20 protein-coding genes are annotated in these 23962 nt (G+C 62.1%); 7 read left to right on the top strand and 13 right to left on the bottom strand.

What is annotated here, in order from left to right; all coding sequences use genetic code 11:
* Positions 1-44: 44 nt before the first annotated feature.
* A complete protein-coding gene (gene rnd / locus ABLE85_RS14630; protein WP_348793459.1) occupies positions 45-1205 on the bottom strand; it encodes a ribonuclease D in 1161 nt (386 codons plus the stop codon).
* Positions 1206-1230: 25 nt separating this feature from the next.
* Positions 1231-2517 (bottom strand): MFS transporter, encoded by a 1287-nt coding sequence (locus tag ABLE85_RS14625; RefSeq protein WP_348793458.1) that lies wholly within the window; start codon positions 2515-2517, stop codon positions 1231-1233.
* 195 nt (positions 2518-2712) lie between these two features.
* Here ABLE85_RS14625 and aspS point away from each other — a divergent pair, with 195 nt between their 5' ends.
* Positions 2713-4506 carry an aspartate--tRNA ligase gene (gene aspS, locus ABLE85_RS14620; RefSeq protein WP_348793457.1) on the top strand — a complete coding sequence of 598 codons (1794 nt, stop codon included), beginning with the start codon at positions 2713-2715 and terminating at the stop codon, positions 4504-4506.
* Positions 4507-4587: 81 nt separating this feature from the next.
* Here the strand turns inward: aspS and ABLE85_RS14615 are convergent, their stop codons facing one another.
* Complete coding sequence (locus ABLE85_RS14615; RefSeq protein ID WP_348793456.1) at positions 4588-5781, bottom strand: hypothetical protein; 1194 nt, start codon at positions 5779-5781, stop codon at positions 4588-4590.
* A 224-nt stretch (positions 5782-6005) separates the two neighbouring features.
* On the opposite strand from ABLE85_RS14615, the gene parC reads away from it, so the two are divergent.
* Positions 6006-8285 (top strand): DNA topoisomerase IV subunit A, encoded by a 2280-nt coding sequence (parC, locus tag ABLE85_RS14610; protein ID WP_348793455.1) that lies wholly within the window; start codon positions 6006-6008, stop codon positions 8283-8285.
* A 7-nt stretch (positions 8286-8292) separates the two neighbouring features.
* Here the strand turns inward: parC and ABLE85_RS14605 are convergent, their stop codons facing one another.
* Complete coding sequence (locus ABLE85_RS14605; protein ID WP_348793514.1) at positions 8293-8631, bottom strand: helix-turn-helix domain-containing protein; 339 nt, start codon at positions 8629-8631, stop codon at positions 8293-8295.
* 489 nt (positions 8632-9120) lie between these two features.
* Here ABLE85_RS14605 and ABLE85_RS14600 point away from each other — a divergent pair, with 489 nt between their 5' ends.
* Together ABLE85_RS14600 and ftsZ are read left to right on the top strand one after the other, a co-directional pair.
* Entirely contained in the window at positions 9121-9585 is a 465-nt protein-coding gene (locus ABLE85_RS14600) for a YbaK/EbsC family protein (RefSeq protein ID WP_348793454.1), read from the top strand.
* Between the two features lie 275 nt (positions 9586-9860).
* Positions 9861-10838 carry a cell division protein FtsZ gene (ftsZ, locus tag ABLE85_RS14595; protein WP_348793453.1) on the top strand — a complete coding sequence of 326 codons (978 nt, stop codon included), beginning with the start codon at positions 9861-9863 and terminating at the stop codon, positions 10836-10838.
* Between the two features lie 90 nt (positions 10839-10928).
* On the opposite strand, the gene ABLE85_RS14590 is transcribed toward ftsZ, so the two are convergent.
* Positions 10929-11219 (bottom strand): acylphosphatase, encoded by a 291-nt coding sequence (locus ABLE85_RS14590; RefSeq protein ID WP_348793452.1) that lies wholly within the window; start codon positions 11217-11219, stop codon positions 10929-10931.
* A 79-nt stretch (positions 11220-11298) separates the two neighbouring features.
* On the opposite strand from ABLE85_RS14590, the gene ABLE85_RS14585 reads away from it, so the two are divergent.
* Together ABLE85_RS14585 and ABLE85_RS14580 are read left to right on the top strand one after the other, a co-directional pair.
* Positions 11299-11733, top strand: a complete 435-nt coding sequence (locus ABLE85_RS14585; RefSeq protein ID WP_348793451.1) for a YqaA family protein — start codon at positions 11299-11301, stop codon at positions 11731-11733.
* A gap of 295 nt (positions 11734-12028) precedes the next feature.
* A complete protein-coding gene (locus tag ABLE85_RS14580) occupies positions 12029-12667 on the top strand; it encodes a 2OG-Fe(II) oxygenase (RefSeq protein WP_348793450.1) in 639 nt (212 codons plus the stop codon).
* A gap of 98 nt (positions 12668-12765) precedes the next feature.
* Here ABLE85_RS14580 and ABLE85_RS14575 read toward each other — a convergent pair whose 3' ends face one another.
* The 7 genes from ABLE85_RS14575 to ABLE85_RS14545 form a co-directional block, all read right to left on the bottom strand.
* A complete protein-coding gene (locus ABLE85_RS14575; RefSeq protein WP_348793449.1) occupies positions 12766-13338 on the bottom strand; it encodes a hypothetical protein in 573 nt (190 codons plus the stop codon).
* A gap of 267 nt (positions 13339-13605) precedes the next feature.
* Positions 13606-15444 carry a TniQ family protein gene (locus tag ABLE85_RS14570; RefSeq protein WP_348793448.1) on the bottom strand — a complete coding sequence of 613 codons (1839 nt, stop codon included), beginning with the start codon at positions 15442-15444 and terminating at the stop codon, positions 13606-13608.
* A complete protein-coding gene (locus tag ABLE85_RS14565; RefSeq protein ID WP_348793447.1) occupies positions 15441-16529 on the bottom strand; it encodes an ATP-binding protein in 1089 nt (362 codons plus the stop codon). Before ABLE85_RS14565 ends, ABLE85_RS14570 begins: the two co-directional genes overlap by 4 nt.
* An 11-nt stretch (positions 16530-16540) precedes the next feature.
* Positions 16541-18700, bottom strand: coding sequence for a hypothetical protein (locus ABLE85_RS14560; RefSeq protein WP_348793446.1), 2160 nt, complete (start codon positions 18698-18700; stop codon positions 16541-16543).
* A gap of 161 nt (positions 18701-18861) precedes the next feature.
* Positions 18862-19716 (bottom strand): hypothetical protein, encoded by an 855-nt coding sequence (locus ABLE85_RS14555; RefSeq protein ID WP_348793445.1) that lies wholly within the window; start codon positions 19714-19716, stop codon positions 18862-18864.
* Positions 19717-19802: 86 nt separating this feature from the next.
* On the bottom strand, positions 19803-20063 hold the full coding sequence (locus ABLE85_RS14550; protein WP_348793444.1) for a hypothetical protein: 261 nt from the start codon (positions 20061-20063) through the stop codon (positions 19803-19805).
* Between the two features lie 23 nt (positions 20064-20086).
* The gene (locus tag ABLE85_RS14545; RefSeq protein ID WP_348793443.1) at positions 20087-20434 is read right to left on the bottom strand and encodes a hypothetical protein; all 348 of its coding nucleotides are present in this window, start codon (positions 20432-20434) and stop codon (positions 20087-20089) included.
* Positions 20435-21146: 712 nt separating this feature from the next.
* Between ABLE85_RS14545 and ABLE85_RS14540 the strand changes: the two genes are divergently transcribed.
* A complete protein-coding gene (locus ABLE85_RS14540; RefSeq protein ID WP_348793442.1) occupies positions 21147-21824 on the top strand; it encodes a hypothetical protein in 678 nt (225 codons plus the stop codon).
* Here the strand turns inward: ABLE85_RS14540 and dcm are convergent.
* The gene (dcm, locus tag ABLE85_RS14535; RefSeq protein ID WP_348793441.1) at positions 21793-23949 is read right to left on the bottom strand and encodes a DNA (cytosine-5-)-methyltransferase; all 2157 of its coding nucleotides are present in this window, start codon (positions 23947-23949) and stop codon (positions 21793-21795) included. The two genes, ABLE85_RS14540 and dcm, sit on opposite strands and share 32 nt — an antisense overlap.
* Positions 23950-23962 lie beyond the last annotated feature (13 nt).

Below are 23962 nucleotides of genomic sequence, written 5' to 3'. Positions count from 1 at the left end.
CGGCTGACGGGGTCGCACCTGCCAGCCGGTTTTCCTGGCGCTCTTCAGGCTTCCTTTGGCTCGAACACCACCACCTTCTTGCGCTCGAACTTGAGTGCAAGCTCGCCGCGCACCAGCTGCAACGCGACGTTTCCGAACACCTCGCGTCGCCAGCCATGCATGGCCGGCACATCAGCCTTCTCGCCTTCCGCGGCGATGCGGTCGATGTCGTCGCCGGAGGCCAGCACCTTGGCGGCCACGCCTTCCTTCTCCGCGACCTGGCGCAGGAGAACCTTCAGCAGCTCAGCCGCCGCGCCGGTGCCTTCCGGCGCCTGGTGCATCTTGGGCAACTTCGGCAGCTCTTCCTTCGGCAGGGCGAGTGCCTGGTTGACCACTTCGAGAAGCTGGGTCGCGGTGGCCGAGCGTTCCCAGCCGTTCGGCACGGTGCGCAGCCGGCCGAGAGCGGCGGCGTCGCGCGGCTGCTGCTGGGCGATCTCGTAGATGGCGTCGTCCTTGAGCACGCGGCCGCGCGGCACGTTACGTTCACGCGCCTCGCGCTCGCGCCATGCGGCGATAGCCTGCACCACGGCGAGCTCCAGCGGCTTGCGTAGGCGCATCTTCAGCCGCTTCCAGGCGTCGTCCGGGTGCGGGTCGTAGGTCTCGCGCGAGGTTAGGACCTCCATCTCCTCCTTCAGCCAGTGAGCGCGATCGTCGCGCTCGAGCTGTGCCTTCAGGTGCTGGTAGACCTCGATCAGGTGCGTGACGTCGGCGAGCGCATAGGCCAGCTGCTTTTCGGAAAGCGGCCTGTGGCGCCAGTCGGTGAAGCGCGACGACTTGTCGAGATGCGCCCCGGTCACCTTGTGGACCAACTGCTCGTAGGAGACACTGTCGCCGAACCCGCAGACCATCGCCGCAACCTGGGTGTCGAACACCGGATGCGGGATGAGCTTGCCGAGATGGAAGACGATCTCGATGTCCTGCCGTGCGGCGTGGAAGACCTTTGTCACCGCTTCGTTTGCCATCAGGGCGAAGAAAGGCTTGAGGTCGAGGCCGGGCGCCAGCGGGTCGATGAGAGCCGTCACGCCGGGAGCGGCGATCTGGATCAGGCAAAGCTCCGGCCAGAAGGTGGTTTCGCGGATGAACTCGGTGTCCACGGTCACGAAGCTGGACTGCTCCAGCGCCGCGATGACCGTTTCAAGCTCTTTCTGGGTTGTTATGACGTGCATGAAAGTTCTTTGCTGGAAAGGGAAGTCATTTCCTTTCAGCCTCGGACGCGTTCGTCAAGCGTTGCGAGACAGTGGCGGTCTCGGCCAGCACGTCGCCCTTGCGGCGCGCCAGCCGGGCAAAGACCGTGGAAGTGCGTAGAAGCGCGATGAAATGGCCGCGCCGGCCCTCCGGAACCGCGCTGCGAACACCCATGCGATAGATGGTGATAAGCACGAAGACGGCATAGACGCAGCCCATGAAGACGAAGAGCGAATGCGGTCCCGTCGCCTCCATGGCGGCGGACGCTGCAAAGGGGCCGACGATCGCTCCTATCGAATAGAAGAGCATCAGCGCCGCGTTCACCAGTACGAACTCGTCCTTGTCGGCGCGGTCATTGGCATGCGCCGCCGACAGCGAATAGAGCGGCATGGCGAACGAACCGAATATGAAGATAAGCACGAAATTGGTGAGCGGCGCGCTTCCGGCCAGGAAGGCGATGGAGAACGCCGAAAGCAAGGCCAGCGTCGTCGTCAGCAGCAGCACCTTGCGCCGGTCCCAACGGTCGGAGAGATAGCCCAGCGGGTACTGGATCAACGCTCCGCCGATGATGCCGACACTTATGAATGTGACCACGTCGGTCACCGACATGCCGATCTGCTCGGCATAGACGGGCGAGAGCGTGCGGAAGGCGCTGTTTGTCACGCCCACGGCGACGCAGCCGATGGAGCCGAGCGGCGAGATGCGCCAGACACGGGCGAGGTCGAGCTTGACCTCTTCCGGCGGCTTCGGGTTCGAGCGGTCGCCCAGCGAGATCGGCACCAGCGACAGCGTGATCATGATCGACATGATGGCGAAGATGGTGAAGCCGCCAGCCCCGAAGACGGGAATCATGAACTGGGCGCCGGTCACCGACCCGATGTCGATGATGCGATAGATCGCCAGCACCCGGGCCCGATCGTGATTCTGCACGCCCGAATTCAGCCAGCTCTCCATCACGGTGAACAGGCCGGCAAAGCAGAAGCCGGTGACGAAGCGGATGACCGACCACATGACCGGGTCGATCACCAGGATGAGGAGCAAGGTTCCTGCCGAGGCGAGCGCGGCGAGCGCCGAAAAGGACCGCACATGCCCCACCGCCTTCATGATGCGCGAGATCGCCATGCAGCCAAGCAGGAAGCCGGCGAAATAGGAGGTGCCCATGAAGCCGATAACCGCCGGGGAGAAGCCTTCCTGGGCGCCGCGCAGTGCGATAAGTGTACCTTGAAGGCCATTGCCGCCGAGAAGTATACCTGCGGCGACAAGGAGAGGGATCAGCGGACGGATGGAGGACATCAGGCATCAATCGAATTGTGAAGCAAGAGTAGTGGACTAACCCCACCGCGATTGCCAGCATCATTATCGCTCGGCATTGGACCAAACGGCGCCATTGCCTTGACAAAACCCGGTGCACATGCGCTTTTCGCGCGACTTTTCGCGCCGCGCTTTGCGTCGGCGCGTTCCAGCAAACTCCTGACCGGATTTTTGACCATGCACCGTTATCGCAGCCATACCTGCGCTCAATTGAGGAAATCAGACGTCGGATCCACCGTCCGCCTGTCGGGCTGGGTCCATCGCGTTCGCGATCACGGCGGTCTGCTGTTCATCGATCTGCGCGACCACTACGGCCTGACGCAGATCGTCGCCGATCCGGATTCTCCCTGCTTCATGGTCGCCGAGACCGTGCGCGGCGAATGGGTCATTCGTGTGGACGGCGAGGTCAAGGCGCGCACTGCCGAGACGACCAATCCGAACCTCGCCACCGGCGAGATCGAAATCTTCGCCAAGGACATGGAAGTGCTGTCGGCCGCGAAGGAACTGCCGCTGCCGGTCTTCGGCGAGCCGGACTATCCGGAAGACATCCGCCTGAAGTACCGTTTCCTCGACCTGCGCCGCGAGACGCTGCACAGGAACATCGTCGCCCGCACCAAGATCATCGCCGACATGCGCCGGCGCATGACCGAGATCGGCTTTGCCGAATATTCGACGCCGATCCTGACCGCCTCGTCGCCCGAAGGCGCGCGCGACTTCCTGGTGCCGAGCCGCATTCATCCTGGCAAGTTCTTCGCGCTGCCGCAGGCGCCGCAGCAGTACAAGCAGCTGCTAATGGTCGCCGGTTTCGACCGCTACTTCCAGATCGCGCCCTGCTTCCGCGACGAAGACCCGCGCGCCGACCGTTTGCCGGGCGAATTCTACCAGCTCGATCTCGAAATGAGCTTCGTGACCCAGGAAGACGTCTGGAACACGATGGAGCCGGTCATGCGCGGCGTGTTCGAGCAGTTTGCCGAGGGCAAGCCGGTCACCCAACAGTTCCGCCGCATTCCCTACGACACGGCGCTGCGCACCTATGGCACCGACAAGCCGGACCTGCGCAACCCGATCGAGATCCAGGAAGTCACCGAGCATTTCGCCGGTTCGGGCTTCAAGGTGTTCGCCGGCATGATCGCCGCGAACCCGAAGGTCGAGGTCTGGGCGGTCCCGGCCAAGACCGGCGGCTCGCGCGCCTTCTGCGACCGCATGAACTCCTGGGCGCAGAGCCAGGGCCAGCCCGGCCTCGGCTATATCTTCTGGCGCAAGGAAGGCGACAAGCTCGAAGGCGCAGGCCCCATCGCCAAGAATATCGGCGAGGAGCGCACCGAGGCGATCCGTACCCAGCTCGGTCTCGAGGACGGTGACGCCTGCTTCTTCGTCGCGGGCGAGCCGGCCAAGTTCTACAAGTTCGCAGGCGAAGCGCGCGCCCGCGCCGGCGAGGAACTGAACCTCGTCGACCGCGATCGCTTCGAGCTTTGCTGGATCGTCGACTTCCCGTTCTACGAGTGGCTGGACGAGGAAGAGAAGATCGACTTCGCCCACAATCCGTTCTCCATGCCGCAGGGCGGCCTGGAGGCGCTGAACAGCCAGGATCCGCTCTCCATCAAGGCCTATCAGTACGATCTGGTCTGCAACGGCTTCGAGATCGCTTCGGGCTCGATCCGCAACCAGCTTCCGGAACTGATGGTCAAGGCGTTCGAGCTGACCGGGAAGTCGCGCGAGGAGGTCGAGGAGCATTTCGGCGGCCTCTACCGTGCGTTCCAGTATGGCGCACCGCCGCATGGCGGCATGGCCGCCGGCATCGACCGCGTGATCATGCTGCTCGTCGGCGCCAAGAACCTGCGCGAGGTGACGCTGTTCCCGATGAACCAGCAGGCGCAGGATCTGCTGATGAATGCGCCTTCCGAGGCCACCCCGGCACAGCTCCGCGAGCTTTCGCTGCGCGTGGTGCTGCCGAAGAAGGAAGAAGTCTGAGGCGCCGCCAGACGGTAGTCTCGCCCAACAAAAAAGCCCGGCAGCAATGCCGGGCTTTTTCGTTTTAGCCTGTGTGGCCGCTCAGTCCTCGTTCGCCGTCACGGTGACGCCCAGCGTCTTGGGCAGGTCCAGCGGAGCCGACATGGCGCCTGCCGCGAGAAGCGCGAATGGCACCGGCGAGGGCGGTGCTGCCTTGATCTCGATGCTCTGCGGGTCGTCGAGGAACTTGTTGACCGCGGCGGTGATCTGGCCGGAAAGCTCAGGGTTGTTGAGCTGCGCGGTCAGGAAGGGCAGGATAGCCTTGGCCTGGTTGGCGATGTCGGCGGGCTTCATGCCTTGCTGCTCGGCGACGTAGTCCAGCACCTTGCCCACCAGCGAGTCGTCGTCGTAGCGGACGCTGGCGCCCTTGAAGGTCAGCTGCTGCATCAGCCCCAGCATGGCGAGGCCCTGTGCGGTGCTGTCGGCGTCATCGGGCAGCTCGGCGATCTTCTTCTGCACGTCCTGAAGCGACTTCAGGAAGGCGAGCGTATAGCCGCCGAGATCGAAGCTCATACCGAAGGTGCCGGCGTCCTCGACCGAAACGTCATATTGCGACAGCGCCAGCCGGCCATCGGCGGGGTTCCACGAACCGGCCATCTCGATGCTGCCATTGATCTGGTGGTAGCCGAGTTTGTCGATCACCTGCCGGGTGTCCCGGTCGTCGATCGCCGTCAGGTCGGAGGAGAATTTCTCCACGGAACCGGTGAACTCCAACGCTTTGCCGTCCTTCGGGGGAGTGACCTCGACCGACAGGTTGGAGAGCGAGAGCACGTCCTTGTCGTCCATCTTGACGTCGATGTTGGCGAGCTCTGCGCCTTCATACATCATCATGGAGGCGAGAGGGTCGGTCGACTTCGGCGACGGCAGAACGACCCCGGACAGCACCAGCGCGCTGACGTCGACCGAAGCCTTGTCTTCGTCGAAGTGATACGGCTCGGTGCTGATCGTCTCGATCTTGTAGCCGCCGTCGGCTTCGGTGACGCCTTCCAGGGTCACTTTGCCGACCGGAATGCGATCCTTCTCGCCGGGAACGCCGAAGCTCACGCCGTCAAGAACCATCTCGGAGGCGTCGCCGCTGACGGACTTCCAGCTGACGTCCATGCTTTGCGCAGCCAGAAGTTCCTTGAGGCGGCTGGCAACCTCGGTGGCGTCCTGCGCATAAGCACCATGGATGGGGAGGGCAAATAGAAACGTCGAAAAGGCAAGCTTGCGCAAAGTCGGACGGAATATCGTCATCATATGATCCTTGAGATCGGAAAATGCACTACTGTTCCCTGCCATGGAAAAGTCGGAGACCGGGATAGGACAGTTCGCGCTCAGCATGCTCAAAAAAGCGCTCAAAAGGCAATCGGAAGATGGCGGCGCAAGGTCCTGGCTGCTCCAGATTTCGTGATTAATCTTACACTTTTGCTACAATTCGCCCTCTTGTCGCGAATCGGCCGGTCGGATAACCGAAAATCATGGGAAAAGGGCTCTTGCCGCCGGGTTCCGGCGATGGCGATCACATTGAACCGGTCGATCTGAAGAAGGCGCTGGAAGAGCGCTATCTTGCCTATGCGCTGTCGACCATCATGCACCGCGCGCTGCCGGACGTGCGCGACGGGCTCAAACCCGTGCACCGGCGCATCATGCACGCCATGCGGCTTCTGCGCCTCAACCCCGACCAGGGCTTTGCCAAGTGCGCCCGCATCGTCGGCGAGGTGATGGGTAAGTTCCATCCCCATGGCGACCAGTCGATCTACGACGCGCTGGTGCGTTTGGCGCAGGACTTCGCCGTCCGCTATCCGCTGGTCGACGGGCAGGGCAACTTCGGCAACATCGACGGCGATAACGCGGCCGCCATGCGCTACACCGAAGCGCGTATGACCGAGGTGTCGGTGGCGCTGCTGGAGGGCATCACCGAGGACGCGGTCGACTACCGGCCGACCTACAACGAGGAAGACGAGGAGCCGGTGGTTCTGCCCGGCGCCTTCCCGAACCTGCTCGCCAACGGTTCCTCGGGCATCGCGGTCGGCATGGCAACCTCCATTCCGCCACACAATGCCGCCGAGCTCTGCACCGCCGCGCTGCATCTGATCGAGCATCCCGACGCCACTGTCGACGATCTCGTCAGCAAGGAGCCGAGCGACGGGCTGGTGCAGGGGCCGGACTTCCCGACCGGCGGCATCATCATCGACAGCCGCGCCTCGATCCTCGAGGCCTATGAGACGGGCAGGGGCTCATTCCGCGTCCGCGCCCGCTATTCGGTCGAGGACCAGGGCCGCGGCACCTGGAACATCGTCGTCACCGAGATTCCCTATCAGGTTCAGAAGGCACGCCTGATCGAGAAGATCGCCGAGCTTCTCGTGGCCCGCAAGCTGCCGCTGCTCGAAGACATCCGCGACGAGAGCGCCGAAGACATCCGCCTCGTGCTGGTGCCCAAGAGCCGCACCGTCGATCCGGGCCTGCTGATGGAATCGCTGTTCAAGCTCACCGAGCTCGAAAGCCGCTTCCCGCTCAACATGAACGTGCTGTCGCGCGGCAAGGTGCCCAACGTCCTGTCGCTGAAATCCGTGCTGCAGGAGTGGCTGGAGCACCGCAAGGAGGTTCTGGTCCGCCGCTCCAAGCACAGGCTGGCCGAGATCGAGCGCCGGCTCGAAATCCTCGCCGGCTACCTCATCGCCTATCTCAACCTCGACGAGGTGATCCGCATCATCCGTGAGGAGGATGAGCCCAAGCAGGTGATGATGGCCCGCTGGGCGCTCACCGACACGCAGGCCGAGGCGATCCTCAACATGCGGCTGCGCGCATTGCGCAAGCTGGAAGAGCTCGAGATCCGCAAGGAGCACGACGCGCTCAGTTCCGAGAAGGACGAGATCGAGCGCCTGCTGGCTTCCGACGAGAAGCAGTGGAAGACGATCGCCTGGCAGGTCCACAAGGTACGCCGCGATTTCGGCCCCGAGGAAAGCCCGGACGTCGGCAAGCGCCGCACCACCTTCGCCGACGCCCCCGATCACGATCTGAGTGACATCCAGAACGCCATGATCGAGAAGGAGCCGGTCACCGTCGTCATCTCCGAGAAGGGCTGGCTGCGGGCGATGAAGGGCCACCTCAACGACCATTCGCTGTTCAGCTTCAAGGAAGGCGATGGGCTGAAGCTCGCCTTCCATGCGCAGACCACCGACAAGATCCTGGTCTTCACCACGGGAGGCAAGTTCTACACAATCGGCGCCGACAGGCTGCCGGGCGGCCGCGGTCATGGCGAGCCGATCCGCATCATCGTCGATATGGAGAACGATCAGGACATCGTCACCGCCTTCGTGCATGACCCGGCGCGCAAGCTGCTGCTGGTCTCGAGCGACGGCAACGGTTTCGTGGTGCCGGAGCAGGACGTCGTTGCCAACACCCGCAAAGGCAAGCAGGTGATGAACGTCAAGCTGCCGGACGAGGCCAAGCTTTGCCTGCCTGTGAAGGGCGACCATGTCGCGATCGTCGGCGATAACCGCAAGCTGCTGGTCTTCCCGCTTTCCGAAATTCCGGAAATGACGCGTGGCAAGGGCGTGCGCCTGCAGCGCTACAAGGACGGCGGCGTGCTCGACATCAAGCTGTTCGCCATGGCCGACGGGCTGACCTGGCAGGATTCTGCCGAGCGTACCTTCGTGCGCAGCCGCGAGGAACTGATCGAGTGGATCGGCAACCGTGCCGCCGCCGGCCGCATGGTGCCCAAGGGTTTTCCGCGCACAGGCAAGTTCGGCGGCTAGAAACTGATTACGGTGCCAGGGGCAGGGGATCGCCTGCCCCTTTCTTTTCCAGCTCGGCCTTGAGCTTGTGCGAGATCGGTCCGTACTGCTTCGACCAGGCGATGAAGGCCTGGAACACCGGCCGCAGGCCGTAAGCCGCCTCTGTGATCTCATACTCCACGCGCGGCGGGTTTTCGTCATAGGCGGTGCGCTTGACCAGCCCGTCCGCTTCCAGTTCTCGCAACTGCACCGTCAGCATGTGCTGGGTGATGCCGGGCAGTGCCCGGCGCAGTTCGCCGAAGCGATGGGTGCGCTGGGCCAGCGCCCACATGATCTCGATCTTCCACTTGCCGGTCAAAGGCCGCATGGCCTCCAGAAAGGGCTTGTAGGGGTAGGCGTCGTCGCAGTCCGTTGGGGCCGCTTTGTCCTTGGCTCTCTTGTTCATGCGGGGCTCAAAACATCGTTGTCTGCAATGGCCGGCCGGGGCGGCCCGGCAGCGGCCGGCGAAGATGGACTTTTGCGCATCGAAAATGAAGCCTCGAGATGGCGGCGCGCGACCTCACCCCGTCACGATTTCTTGATGAGCGCGCCCGGCTGCATGAAGTGGCCGTGACCGCATCCCTGGCTATCGCTCCCCAGTAGCCGCGGGCTTCATTCATCTGGTCGGAAATCGCACAGGGGTGTATCTTCAGGAATTGATCGGCCTGCCCTGAGGACAGGCCATGCGACCAGCCGGCGGCCTGGCGAGGTGCCGGCCCGCGGGTGCGGAACGGATTTCTGCCACGGCTCGCTGTTCGAAAGTTTCCTCGCCGTCCGTTCTTCGCGCCGGTCGCGGCAGACGCGAAAGGAGACGGACATGGGCATTGCGCTGACGATGCAGGAATATCTGGAAGACAACCATGTCGCCTATGACGTGGCGCGGCATGGCAAGACCGGCTCGTCGGCGATGACCGCCCACGCGAGCCATGTGCCAGGCGGCGCGCTCGCCAAGGGCGTGGTACTGAGATGGAACGGCAGCTATCTGCTGGCCGTGGTCCCGGCCTCGAGCCATGTGAACCTCGACAACGTTCGCAAGCTCGTGGGCGAGAATGTGGAACTCGCCACCGAGGAAGAAGCCAGCATGCTGTTCCCCGACTGCGAGACCGGTGCGGTGCCGATCTTCGGCGCTCCCTATCGGATCGCTTGCCTGGTCGATGACAAGCTGGAACGCCACGGCGACATCTATTTCGAAGGCGGCGACCATCGCACGCTCGTGCATGTCTCGGGCGACGGCTTCGAACGGCTGATGTACGGCATCCCACACGGCAGTATCAGCAACTGAGGCGGTCCTTGCCGCGATGCCGAAGGGCCCGGTTGGAAGCCGGGCCCTTTGTCGTAGGCCACTGCCGGGGCGGTAAAGCCGTCAATTGTTGCATGGTCGTGAGTGGATTGAGGATCGCGCGCACTTGCTACGCGGTACGCACTCTGATCCCTTGGGCCACCGATTCGATGGCCTGATTCTCCGGCTGAGCGCTTCGTTTCACGGCCTTCTTCGAATGGCCGGAGGCGGCTTGGCTGTCCAGGGCTGTCGCCATAGCCAGGGATGACTACGTAGCGATGACCACGCCCAAGAAAACCGAAATCTCCGAAATGAGGCCGCGCCTGACCGTTATCGGCGTCGGCGGCGGGGGCGGAAATGCCGTCAACAACATGATCTCGGAAGGTCTGCAGGGCACGGAATTCATCGTCGCCAATACCGACGCGCAGGCGCTGACCATGTCGAAGGCGCCGCGTCTGATCCAACTCGGCGCTCACGTCACCGAAGGCCTAGGCGCCGGCTCGCTGCCGGAGATCGGCTGCGCGGCGGCCGAGGAATCGATCGACGAGATCATGGATCACCTGTCGGGCACGCATATGTGCTTCGTCACGGCCGGCATGGGCGGCGGAACCGGCACGGGTGCTGCGCCCGTGGTGGCGCGCGCGGCGCGCGAGGCCGGCATGCTGACGGTTGCCGTCGTGACAAAACCGTTCGACTTCGAAGGCCGGCGGCGCATGCAGGTTGCCGAGCGCGGCATCGAGCTTCTGCGCCAGTGCGCGGACACCGTCATCGTCATCCCCAACCAGAACCTGTTCCGTGTGGCGAGCGCCAAGACGACGTTGGCGGACGCCTTCGTTACGGCCGACCGCGTGCTCTATGCCGGCGTTTCCTGCATCACCGATCTCATCGTGAAGGAAGGCCTGATCAATCTCGACTTCGCCGACGTGAAGACGGTGATGAAGGACATGGGCCGCGCCATGATGGGAACCGGCGAAGCCTCGGGCGAGGGGCGTGCCAGGGCGGCTGCCGAAGCTGCCATCGCCAACCCGCTGCTGGACGAGGAATCCATGCGCGGCGCCAAGGGCGTGCTGGTCTCGATCTCCGGCGGCATGGACATGACGCTGTTCGAGGTGGACGAGGCGGCAACCCGCATCCGCGAGGAGGTCGATGACGACGCCAACATCATCGTCGGCTCTATCTTCGACCGCAATCTCGAAGGCAAGTTCAAGGTTTCGGTCGTGGCGACCGGCCTGGAAGGCCGATATCTGCAGGGCTGACGACTATCCTGGCAACTCCCGGGTAAATCCTCGTCCGCGGCTGGCGTGCGGGCCATACGGCCACGCGCCCGCCGCCGGCATCGTCTGCATTTACCCTGCGATGGTGAAGCGGAAAGGCGTCGCCTCCGCCTTGGGGTCGACATCCTCGAACTCGACCTTGCGAACCAGCGCGCCGGGCGGTCCCTTCCACAGCCGGCCGAGCATGGCGACGACCGCGCCCTCCGGTCCCACGAGTAGCGCGCTGACGGACCCGTCCGGCTCGTTGCGGACCCAGCCGGTCAGTCCCAGTCCCTGCGCCTCGCGCAGCGTCCAGGCGCGGAAGCATACGCCTTGCACGCGCCCGGTGACCTGCGCCATCACCGCCTTGCGGTCCTCTTCCAACGAAACCTCCGGGCAAGCCTTTTGAGGGAATCTGGAGCGAAAGGGCACGCTGGCAACGTCATGCTGGAATACCGCCGCGATGGGTGATCTCGCCGTCTATGCCGGACTGTTTGCGGTCGCCTTCGTGGCGGCGACGCTCTTGCCCGCGCAATCGGAGGCCGCGCTCGCCGGCCTGATTGTCATGGGCGACTATTCGCCGGCCGCACTGGTGCTGGTTGCAAGCGCGGGCAACATTCTGGGCTCGACGGTGAACTGGCTGATCGGCCGGCGCGTGGAAGTGTATCGCGACAAGCGCTGGTTTCCGGTAAGCCCAAGGATGCTCGACCGCGCCACCGGCTGGTACAAGCGCTACGGGCGCTGGTCGCTGCTGCTCAGCTGGATGCCCGTCATCGGGGACCCGCTGACGTTCGTGGCGGGCGTGCTGCGCGAACCGTTATGGAGTTTCGTCGTGATGGTGACCGTGGCCAAGACGGCGAGGTATCTGGTCGTGGCGGTGGCGGTGATGGCTGCGTAGAGTTCTGCCGCCGCAACTCGAAAAATGCCTGGTTGCCGTTATTTCTGATCAAGCATCGTCTAGCTTTACTCAAAGCAGGAACCTTCATCCTAATATCCGACCTTCGGACATTCACGTGTTGCCTTCATCCAGCATGATTTTACCGTCATGCTGCACGAGAAAGATCTCGCCGTTCGACGGAGTGTCTCCAAACCGCGACAGAAGCATGCATCACGGGAAATGTTCGTCAAATACAATGGACAAAAGTCTTTTCGCATCCCAAGGTTAGGCATAGGCCAATATTGGAGATGCCCGCATGACGTATCTCGACTTGCCTGCCCTTGAAGCCACTCCGGTAAACACCGACCCGTTTCCTCACGTCGTCATACCTAAATTCGTGCAGGCCCAACGGCTCTCGGAGGTGATTGCGGACTTTCCCGCCGTTCCGGGGCCGGGTTCTCATCCCCCGAGCGAGCTGGCAATCAAGGGCGCTTTCAAGTCCGTTATGGACGAGTTGCTCGGAGACCGCTTCCGCTCCGCGGTCGAGCGGAAGTTCGGGATCGACCTTACGGGCAAGCCCACCATGTACACCGTGCGCGGCTATACCCGTCAGAAGGACGGCGGCATCCATACCGACAGCAAGACCAAGATCGTGACCGTGCTGCTCTACCTGAACGAGGCGTGGGACCCGGATGGCGGCCGGCTGCGGCTGCTGAGGAACGGCACAGACCTCGAGGACTATGCCGCGGAAATCCCGCCCATCGAGGGCAACATGCTGATCTTCCTGCGGTCGGATTCGTCCTGGCATGGCCACAAGCCGTTCGCAGGCCGCCGCCGCGCCATCCAGCTCAACTGGGTGACCACGCAGGAAGTCGCCGACAAGGAACAAGCCCGCCACCGCTTTTCCACGCGGGTGAAAAAGCTGACCTCGCTGGTGACTGGGCGAGGGGCGTGAGGCCGTCGCTATCACACCTGCACCCAGCGGCTAGCAACTTTAGACAGCGTCTTGATCGGCTTGTGCTGGGCACACCGCGTCCTTTGATCCCCCGACCCTCAGAGGCCTCTAACGTGCGGTTTAAGGATCGCCCATAGGGGGGTCGCGATTAAGAGCGGCACCTGCTTCAGCAAGCTGTTGGCGACTTTAGGCAGCCGGTGTTCAATCGTCAGGAAGGTGTCGCAGCCGGCGGCGGCAGCCTCGACCAGAAGCGCTTTGTCCTTCTGGCTCACGAACCCGCACTTCGGGCTTGCGATATACGCGGCTACTTCGTCAGCGTACTCAGTGGGTGGATTGTCGCTCAGACAAGCCCAGGAATGATCTGCGATGTCTCTGACGTAAGATGATCGATACCTGTCGCCGCCAGCGTCGACTTCCTCAAGCAACTTGCGGGACACTATCCAGTCGAAGTGCGCCCGTTCGTCGAACCGGAATATCCACCTGAGGGGCTCGAGTACTTCCCGGGCGTCCGGTCGCGATACGACTTGAGGGCACTTGCCCGGTCGGAAATCAGACGGAAGCGGGAACTCATCTGCGTCGAAGATGAAGCCGCCGCAGTCCGCGAGTACCTGGAACGCGCAGGTGTCGAGAAAAATCCGCCGGGGAACGACAATGCGGGCCGTTGGCTTCATAGGACCTAGGCCTCCGCGATCAAGAACTCTGGAAAGCAAGGCCCGGGCGCGAGGGACGCGCCCGGGCCTTGGATTCAACTAAAGTCGCCGGAAGGCTGACCTGAGAAAACCAAGCAAGTGCTGGCCAACTCACACGTAAGTCATTGTTTTTCTGAGACTGAATCCTTCAAACGCAGCCAGGAATGGCCAATCCGTAAGTCAAAACTGGCCATCGGAGCAGGCCAAAAGAAAAGCCGGGTCAGAGACCCGGCTCGCAAGTGCGAACAACTACTCAGAGAACATGTAGGCTAGGATCTCCGAGCGTCGATAGAACGGCATGTCCGCTGCGATAAACACGGGTGATATCCCTGCGTCGTCGAGTTCGCGCTTCAAGCTCCACGTTCTGGTTCCGCATCCCGTTGCCAGACTTCCCAGCGACACGAACTCCTCCATGAAAGCAATGAAGGCACCGGGTTCGACTACGGTCTGCATGTTCCGTTTGACCGGATTTCGCCTCTGAACTGTCGGCATATGACCGCCATCGACAAGCGCCTTGATGATCCGGTTCGATGCCGGAATCAGTCTCTCCAGTCGACGCAATGTGACACACCTATGGTCCTCACCGGCGGTTCTCTCTTTGACTTCGTCAACGTCAAGCCGGATTGCAGCAATGCCCACGCAATCCGCGAACAGGGCAACCGTTCGGAGTTCGCCCCCAAGGATCAATCCGATAACTTCCGCAAATGTGCATCCAGCTTTCCGGACGACCTCTTGCAGGCTGCTCAGGCCGCTATCATCGGAGCCCGTAACTGCCGAACGCAATCGGCCGAGAAACTCACCGAGGTCGATCGGCGAGAACCTTCGATCGACTGCCTTGTCACTCGCGGAGCGGTTTCCCCCATGCGGCTTGATGAACCCATGTTTCACGAGTTGCTCGAACTGCACCCGCCCGGCTCCGAGATATGCCTTCGCCTCGGGAACGTCGAGACTGCTTCCAGCCTCGACAGCAAACCTCTCCATCGTCGCCGCGTCGAGAAGAATCCGCTCGAAGGTTTTTGCACTGTCCTCCGCGGATACCAGGCCGCTATTCGACAAAAGCTTGCGAAGGCGCTTCGGATGCACGCCGAATTCCTTCGAGGCCGACTGCACGGAATGAAGTCTCCGCTCGGTGACGGGGCCGAAGAAATCGTCACCGGGACCAAGCGGAAGGTTGCTCAGTGCCACGTCACGCATGATGTCGCGAACAGGATCGAAAGCCTCATCCGATGTCTCATGGGCAAGCCATTCATACAGACGGCCGAAAAGTGCTCGACCGCCCATATCGCCCTTACTGCTCGGAAACCGGACGAGGCGGCTTTGGAGCCAGTCACGAAAGTCATTCTCGCCATCGCGAAGCAGATCAAACCCGGCACCCGCACAGGCCGACCGTTCGCGCTCATCCAGCGCGCCGCTCTGGAACCGGATGCCATGCCTTTCCGATGCGCCGACGGTCTCGCACAGGCGGACCGCAACATAAAGCGGTATGGTGTCGAGCCAGGTGGATCCGGTCTCTGCGCCCCCAAGACGTGCCTCGACATAACGCTGAAGTGTATCGGGCTCCATCGGTACGGCCGCCGCCAGCAGGTTGTCGAAACTATCCGCTTCCGCCGCCAGATTGGCTGCGAAATCATGGATAAACATCGGGTGCATCGTGCGGTCCGAGGTGATCAGTCGCGCGCCGTGATGCCTGCAGGCCCGAATTGGTTTCACCAGCCATGACAGTCGACCGTACGAGCGGAAGCCGCGTCGCCCGCCCTTGTCCCGTTCGTCATCCTGAACGCAGAACGGGCAGAACCGGAGCCGCTGCCGCTCCATGTGAGCACGGGTTAGCTTCTCACATGCGAGGATGTTCATGCGGTCGTCCGTTGCGACCACGCCCGGAGACAGCGACGATCTGGGTACATCGAGGATGGAAGCGAACTTCTCCACCTCCGGCTCGTCCCCAACGGCTAGGCCCTGGAAGCGAAAACCGAGGTCGAAGCCGAAGGAGCGTGCATGCCGATAGCCGCACGCGGCTGCGAGGCGGGAGCAGTAGCTGGCAATCGTCTCGCCAGCGTTGAAGGGAAGCAGTTCCGCGAGCCTGTTCACTGGGGGCGTACTCCGTATTTGGTTGCGTTCTTGCCCTTGGATTTGAACCGCTCCTCCTCCCAGGCCCTGTCCTCGTCACGAAGCAGCGCGGTCGAAGGCTCGAGCTCCTCCCAATTGTCGGCCTTGAACACGTTCTTGCTCGGCCTGCACCCGGAGAACGAGGCGTATGTCTTGGCGAAGTCGTCGAGGGTGACGTGGTCCTTGCCAGCGAGGATCGCGAGCTCGACCGCGGCTCGGATCATCTGGACGACGGAGCCGAATTCTGCATCGCATGCGTGCATCAGCCTTTTCAGAAAGTCTCCCTCCAGATCGATCTGGATCCCCAGCCCGGCATGCTGAATGACGATCGTCTCCAGGATGTCCTGGATGAGGTCGGTGCTGCCGTCGGCGTCGAGCGTGTCGAAGGGAACGACGGTTCGCCGATTGTAGAGCTGTTTGCGGGCAAGGAAGCTCGCGAGAGGCGGAACTCCGACCAGGATTAGTCTCACGGGCCATTCGCGCATCTGCGTGAGAGATTTGAATGCGTCTCCGATCACAGTCGCCTCTCGCACAGACGCGGTCTCGATCGCGTTCTGGGCTTCGTCGATGACGACCCACATCACCTTGTGGACCTTCAGCAAGCGGCGGAAGAGCAGCCAGGCCTCATTTTCCCGGATCCTGTCAGGCGGCGTGTGACCGAGCGCCTCGAGACCCGCGATGGCAAGGAGGCGCGGCGTGCAGGGGGAGGGCCCATCCACAACGATCACAGGATGAATCACGACGCCGTCTTCATCGACATAAGACTGCATCGCATTGAGACTTCCGATGTGCTTTGCGACGGCCGTGGTCTTTCCTGCGCCGGAACGCCCGCATACCGCAACGATGCGTCTCTTGTCGGGCTTGCCCGTGATGGGCGTCGTCACGCTCGCGACGGATGCCGTCAAAGCGTCCCGCAGCAGTCTGTCGCGGTCGAGCGCGATGTACTCGTTGTATAGATTCGCCAAGCGGTCGGCGACGGCGAGACGGTTTTCACCGACTAGGCCACGGACGCGATCGATGGCGGCCCGGCTGCGCTTGGTGTCGAATTCCTGGTTGAACTGGGTCATCATTCCACTCCTTACTCGTTGTCAAAGATGTCATTGCTGATGCGCTGAACGACGGAGACTTCAGGGGCCTCGTTCTGCTGTGTCGGCTGCGGCTTCGGCGCGGGACCGATCTGCGGGCGGCTTCCGGCCTCAGCCTCTTCCCGGATGGCCTTCGCGGACTTCTTGGCCTTGGCGTAGACGACAGGCTGGATGCTGAGGGCGGCGAAGAGCTCATTTGACGGATGCCACTCGCCTTCCGGCCGGATCTCTCCCTCGAACGGCTTATCGACGAGGTCGAACATGCGGTCCATCTTCCGCTCGAAGCGCTGATAGTCCTCGTCGGTCAGGACAGGGTTCACGAGCCCGGCCTCCAGCCGCGCCATTTCGGCCTGCTGCTTGAGCCAGGCGAAAGTCGCCATCAGCGTCTCGCGGGAAGCCTTGGCGTTCTCCGCGTTGAATAGGCGCAGTCGTTCGGTGGCAGCCAGCCACTGCCAGATGCTCACACCCTGGAGTTCCGGATGTACGCAAGGTACCTCGACCCAGCCTTCCTCCGTCCAGACCGAGACGGCTCCCAGGTCGTGGTTGTTCACGCGGCCGACGATGGGGGTCTTGCCGACCGTGCGCCGGATTTTCTGCAACTCCTTGCTCTGGAACTGTAGGCCAGCGACGCGGAGGCCCTTCTTCGAGATGGCGCGCTTGATGTAGGTGCCGAACAGGTGGGTGCGCAGCGCTCCCGACGGGCCGGGCATCACTCCGTAGTCACGGCTGAGTTCGAGCCAGCGGTTCGTCGGAGTGGCACCGTTCAGCTCGGTGTGAGGAGCGTTGTGATAGCCGTCCACCGCCCACCGGATGATGCACTCGGCGACCTGATCGGCGACTGCGGCCGCGTTCGCTTCGGAATCGTAGTCCCCCTTGGCCGCCACCGAACCCCAGGTGCGGCCGTCGAAGTAGTTGAACAACTGATGCGAGAACGTTCCGAAGAGGCGTTCGATGAAGCCGCGCCACGGGGCCTCTCCGGCCGGAGGCAGGAAGAGGTCCGTGCCCATGTCATTTACGGCGACACGGAACGGACGAAAGGCGAAGTAGACGGCGCTATCCACAGCAAGGGCTTCCATGGTGCCGCCCTGGATCCACGGCGACTTGCATCCGAGGCGGCGCGCCATCTCGGTTTTGTCGCGTGTCGCCATCTCCAGGATGGTCATGGCCGACTTCATCGAAGGCGCCTGGGCGCTGACATGCAGGCCGACGAAGCTTCTGCTCGCCACATCAATCGCTCCCGAGATCCAGAGCCGGATCCGCTTCACCTTCGCGCGCTCAGCCTTGGACATCGTCTTCCAAACGCCGATCTTCGCCAGAAGGCTCTGAAGGTCGGTCTCATGGTCGTCGAACTCGGTGCGTTCCAGCGCTCGAACGACATCGATGCCGCCGTGCTCCGGCTGCCACTTCCGCCTAGCCGAATTCTCGCCGTCGCGTCCCAGATCCCGCCGCATCTCCGGAAGATCCTGGTATCGGTTGCGCAGTGTGCTCTCGCACGGGATTCGGAGTTGGTCGTCCGATCCCCGCAGACGGTTCTCCGCTTCCATGGCAATGACCATTTGGCGGTGAATCTCTGCAAGATCGGGATCCGTCTGGGAGCACGCGCTCGCGATCGCCTTGTTGAGGTGAACGAACTCATCCGGCGTGAAGTATTCTGGGCGCTCCGAGCGGTACTGGTTTTTCAGAAAGACCGGATCGAACTCGTTCTCCTCCATCTTCTGAATCCAGTTCTTGACCGTGGACGGCTTGGGTTCAAAGAAGCCCTGCGCGGCTTTCGTCCTATAGGTCGAACTGGCTGCGCTTCTCATCTGCAAATCGCGCCACGCGACGGCAATGGTCGGGATCACCTTGAGAAGAGAGGCGCGGGATCGGCTCACGGGAGGCGGCAGCGGCAGCCCGTCCATGCGCGCAAGCCTCCGCCTCTCCCTGTTGTCGGCCTGAAGTTCCAAGAACTTCCGGACGAAGAACTCCTTCCGCAGGACGTCCTCTTGGTCGCTCGGACCGAGGGAACTCAGCTTGTCGGCTCCCCGGAGGCGGGCGCGTGCCTTCGTCGTCGAGTAGTAGTCCTTCTCGACCGTCATCGGGTTGCCGGGACGGTTCAGCCGCTCGGCGATCTCGGCCTGGCTGAATGTGACTGTGGCGTCGGTCTCGTCCATGCGCTGAAGCGCGGCGCCGTTCCGGTCGCAGTACAGGACGCAATAGTCGATGCCGAGATCCCTGACGCGGGCGTTCTCCGGCAGGCGGTGGAAGACGGGCAGGACAGCGCCGTGCTGGAGCGCAAGAACGGAATGCAGATTGGTTTCCATGTTTGGTCCTTTCAGAGTGCGTTGTGGTTGAAGCGGACGTACGGGGCGTCGATGAGCTTGAGATCGGGCCGGGCCGGGAGAAGGATCTCGTCGTGGACGAGGCACCAGACGGCGTTCCAGGCGGCAGCCGCGCAATCGAAGACGTCGATGAGCGCCCGGATCGCCACCATCCCCTGGAATTTCGCCGCGTAGTCTGCGAGCCGTGCGTTGTCGTCGCCGACCGAGCCCTTCAGGGCGCGCAGAATGCTCTTGGAGTTCCAGCCGCGATCATTGGTGATTTCGCGCTCTGTCATGATGATCGCCTCGTCGGCGAACCCTTTGAGGGATCCTCCGTTGATGCGCTCGACCGTGTGTCGAAGGTCGTCCTTGTCCAGGAGCCATGAGGGCCTGACGGCGACGACGACCTTGTAGCCGCTGACGGCCATCGTCGCCCGGTAATCCACGGTGTGCTTCCGGTCGCCGTCATCCCGGGAGACAATGATGGCCTCGGGCTGATCCTCGACCAGTGACACATGTTTTGTGGCGCAGAGCATGTACGCGAGGTTCATCTCGTACGTACTGGCGTAGCTGATCGCCTTCCTGGTCTTGGGGTTGGTGATGGTGCCGCGGGAGTGCCCCTTCGTGCGCGCCGGATACCAGCGGGAAGGTGTCGGTTCCTCCGTCGGCTTCCACAGCCACGGCACGCTTGCCAGGTCCGAATAGTCTCCGTCATCGGTGGGATCGACCGCGAAAGGGCGCATCCTTCCCGAGAGGAGCGGCTGATCCGGCTTGAGAAAGACGGTTTCGGCGGGGAGCGCAGCGGAGGTCCGATCGTAGCCGGATTCCAGCTCCTTCATGTAGCGGATGATCTGTCGTACTCGAGTCATTTTGGTCTCCGTTGGACGCAGTTCTCCTTCCCCAGCGCAGTGTCGCCGGGGCGATGATGCTTGGTGTGGATGGGGAGGCTGTGGTCTCAGCGTCGCCTGGCGACGACGGAGTTACTGGCGCGGCCGCGTATGCGCTGGGTCTTTCCGTCCGCGATGGTGACCAGGCTCGGTGCCAGCCGCTTCAGGTGGCGGCGATGTCTGTCCGAGAGCGCCCCCCAGATTCCTGTCGCCTTCAGAAGGAGCTCGAGATCGAAGGTGATCTCCTCCAATTCGGCGGGGAGCGACTGAAGAAGGCTCTTATCAACGGATCCCCGCTTGCGGGTACGCAGTGCGATGGTCTTGGCCATGATGTTCGTCCTGTTTCCCTGGATCACCGGCCGCGCCGGAGGCTAGAAAGGCTGCCGTGCTCGTGGAGGAGCGCGCTCGCGGTGGGGGGGCCAAAATAATACTCCGTCGCAGACGGCCAGGCTTTCACCAGATTCCGTCGTCGGACAGCTTCAAGGCGACTGAGGCGGATTGCATTCCTGAACTCCTGAAAGCTGCACGCACGCAGCCGGCGACGATGGCATTCCGCCTTCATCGCCATATATCGAGAGGAAAGGTCCTCGAACTGCTTCGCACGGAGGCACTTCCGTGCGAAGTCGCGGTGGATTTCGATTTCACCCTTCGTGAAGGGCGCGGGGCCGGGCAGGCTGGAGGGGTTGGCTGCAGTGTTCATGTCGGTCTCCGTCTTGGTGACATGTGGACGTGCGCCGTCGATCCCCGGACGTCCGAGGTTGCGGCATTTCTAGTCATTGGGGGCCGCACGCGCGGCAGTCCTCAGGTCAGGGCGGGGCGCGTGCGGATACGGTCGACATCTGCATCAGGGAAACTTTCTTCAGGACACGGGGGTGCATTCCCGGCAGCGGATGCCGGGTGAAATCAGATGGGAAATGTCAGGGACGGATCAGGCTATGGCGACGGCGGTCGCGGCCGGGAGGCGGAAGAGGATGGCTTTGTCTACTGCGTACATCGTGGAGCTCCACTAAGGTCACCAGCTACAAGACCGGTCCTAAATGACGAGCGAAAACTTGTCCGCCAGCCTAGGGCTGTATTGTTCAGAATAATGAAGTTTTTTGCGAGCCCTGTTCAGAAGCATGGGGCGTCGGGGTGCGCGAGGGCACCTACCGACTTCGGCTTCAGGCCTGGCCTGTCACGGATATCGATATTTGCGTCATCGGTGCCTCCGGCGACTAAGGGCGCAGAAAGTAAGGCACACTTCTGCTGAAGAGTCTATAGAAAAATATCACGTGAAATCAGATATTTCGACGTTCTTCTTAAGTTCTTGTGTCAACAATTTGGGATATTTGGAAAGCGAATCCATGCAACCCGATTTGTGACTTGCCGCTCCGACCTGAATCCTTCTCGCATTGGGCAAGGAGTTGGATTCCATGGGTTACTACACGCATATCATGATCGAGGCGAAAGCACGGTACGGGCATATACTAAGGGATAGAAATCTCGTCATGAGGGGCAAGCGTGACGGCGATAGCCTCACCCTCGTATTCAAGAGGAAGGGCCCGGGAGACTGGAAGCTGCCCGTCGAACTTCATGTTCCGGGCAAATCCGAGACCGGTAGGGACCAGGCCCTTTGGGAAGACGTTCAGTTGACCGCGGACATCCACCAGGAGGTTACGTTCGGCGATGCGGGATGGGTGGGGTTCATTTGTAGGCAGAGCGAGCGGCTTGAGTACCTGCACGGAGACGACATGTCGAAGTTCATCGAGCAGATCGGCCTCTACATAAAGGAATGTAGCGTCATTCCCTACGGCGAGGTCGAAAACCGCGTGTCGCCGGAAACCGCAATGGCATATGCGGACCTAATTGATCTGATCGGCGCGGAAGACCCTGGGATCCAATTCTCGACGGATGGAAATCTCCAGACCCTGACCGTGGAGGACGCTGCCGGACAACAGTCGGTCAGCTTCGCATGGAACGAGAAGAAGGTTGCCGGAGAGATCTATGTCGATGGGAAACTGGCCGAGCGTCTGGAGCGGCCTGAGTCCTGGGAGATCCAGGACGCGCTCAGCCGCCATTTCACGAGCCAGATGGATCTAAAAATCCGATAGGAACGGTAGCTGTCTCGGGCCCAGCGGTCCTGGACTCGCGGATCTCCCTCATTTCCCGCTGGTGGGCGCCCTGTTCCTTGATTGCCTGTCTTCTCAAGCGCTTGAGATCCGGGAAGTTTTTCCCATAGGTCTCTTCGAGATCGTCTACATACTGAACAGTTATCGCGTTCAGGCGGATCGTTCTCTTCGGTGGCACGCCGATCAAGGACTCGTCGAACGGAACGAGCGGCGGCGCATCGACCGAGCCCGGCTGCCGGGCTTCCAATGCGCGTGCGATCGCAAGGCCAATCGCCTTCGACATCTGAGGCGGGAATGCATTTCCGATCTGGTAGAACTGGCGATCCGGCTTGCCGGAGAACCGCCACGCCTTGGGGAAACCTTGCAGCGCTCGGGCCACTTCCACCGTCAGATAAGGCAGGCTCTTCGGATCCTTAATGGATCCAAGGGGAGCTGGCCCATCACCGATCCGGTTCGGGTCGATTTCGAAGCCGATCTTTTTCCAACGCTGCTTCGTCATACCGTCGTTCTTGTAGAGATTCGATGAGACTGTGTAGGAGGGTTCGTTCGTGGATGGCCTCCCAAGCCAGGTTTCTGCCCACTTGTCATAGTCGCTGTCTCCCTGGCCTCGATAAGGGAACAGGACATCCGCGAGGGCCTCGCCCATTGTTGTCCGAGCCGCAGAGCTCGTCGGCGGAGTGAATAGGCCACGTTCGTTCTTGCGGATGCCGACCAGCACGACCCTGCTGCGGGACTGGGCTAGCCCGAAGTCCTCGGCATTCAGGACATGCTCGCCGACGGAGTAGTCGAGTTCTTCAAGCCGCCTGTACACGCTCGCGCGGTATTCGATGAACTTGCTGTCCTTGAATCCTTCGACGTTCTCGAAGAAAAACGCGCGGGGTTCGATGATCTCGACGTATCTGACCGCCTCATCGAACAGGTTCCTGCTGTCCTTCGGGCCAAGCTGCTTTCCTGCGCGCGAGAAGGCGCGGCACTCGACGCCTCCGGCCAGCAGATCGATGCCGTGATACCGCCGCAGTTCGTCGTCCGAAACCTTTTCCAGACGCTTCCGGCGGACGTTCCAGTTCCAGTTTTGCCTCAGCGTGCGGGTGGCGTTCAGATCCATGTCGTAGAGGGCGACCGGCTTGAAGCCCGCACCGAGCAGACCAATTGCCTGGCCACCGGCACCCGCGCAGATTTCCACGAACTTCAGCGGCTCGGTGCCGACATTTTTTTCCAAGGGTTCAGGCTCTGGAGTGAGGTCGCATGGCAGCAGGTACTCGAGCGCGTCCTGAAGTTCTGTCCGCCAGAGATAGCCGGGCTCGAATCCGAAGCCACTGAAGCCGCTATACCAGGCAAATCTTCCCTCGGCGAAGCGCTTCAAGGATTCCTGGGCGGCCGCCAGCCTCTGCCGATGCGTCCCGGCCTTGAACCCGGGGCCTGCTTTCGGCAGTTCGACCTCTCCATAGATGCTTCGGAATTCCTGTAGCACGGCCGCGGCATGCTTTTTCACGGCCAAGGCCGCGGAGTTGCACTTTGGGGATCGGTCGACGTAGTCATCCTCCGGATCGTGCGACGGTTCCGGAACGAACCAATACACGAAGTCATCGATGTCACGAAGAAGAGCCGCCACATTCTCGGAGAGCGTCTGGACCCGTACCGATGTCTGCGCCGAGGCGGCAGCGGTCATCGCGCGCTGACGTGCCCGCTCGGCCAAGACACGCGCGCCGATCCTGCTGCGGACGGTCATGCGGCGCAGCGTTGCAATTGTCGAAACATCAATGTCACTTCCGGCCGCGAGGGTATCAAGAGCGGCTCGCCTGGTCTTCGAATCCGTTGCTATCAGCGCCTTCACCACCGGGAACGGGACTGAGTGCTTGCGCAGTAGAGCTTCGAAAGGCCCGAGAACCTCATCGAAGGCGAAGATCGATTGCAGGTCCTTGCGCGATACGCCGCATTCGATGACTAGGAAACTGCGAAGATCGTCGTCGCTCATGATTGCGCGCATGCGAGCGACATTCGAGATCATGTCAAACTGGGCCTTGGCGATGGATTTGCGGCACGCACGGATGCGCCTCGTCAGTGCTCCCGCGTCTTCACCCCGTTCGTCACCCGGCTTCCCAGCCATCGCCGTCTCCTTG

Origin of the sequence: Mesorhizobium sp. KR1-2, from assembly GCF_040045035.1 — a bacterium.
Taxonomy (GTDB): domain Bacteria; phylum Pseudomonadota; class Alphaproteobacteria; order Rhizobiales; family Rhizobiaceae; genus Pseudaminobacter.
The sequence above is the reverse complement of the archived record's forward strand: the minus strand, read 5'-3'. Positions and strand labels throughout refer to the sequence as shown.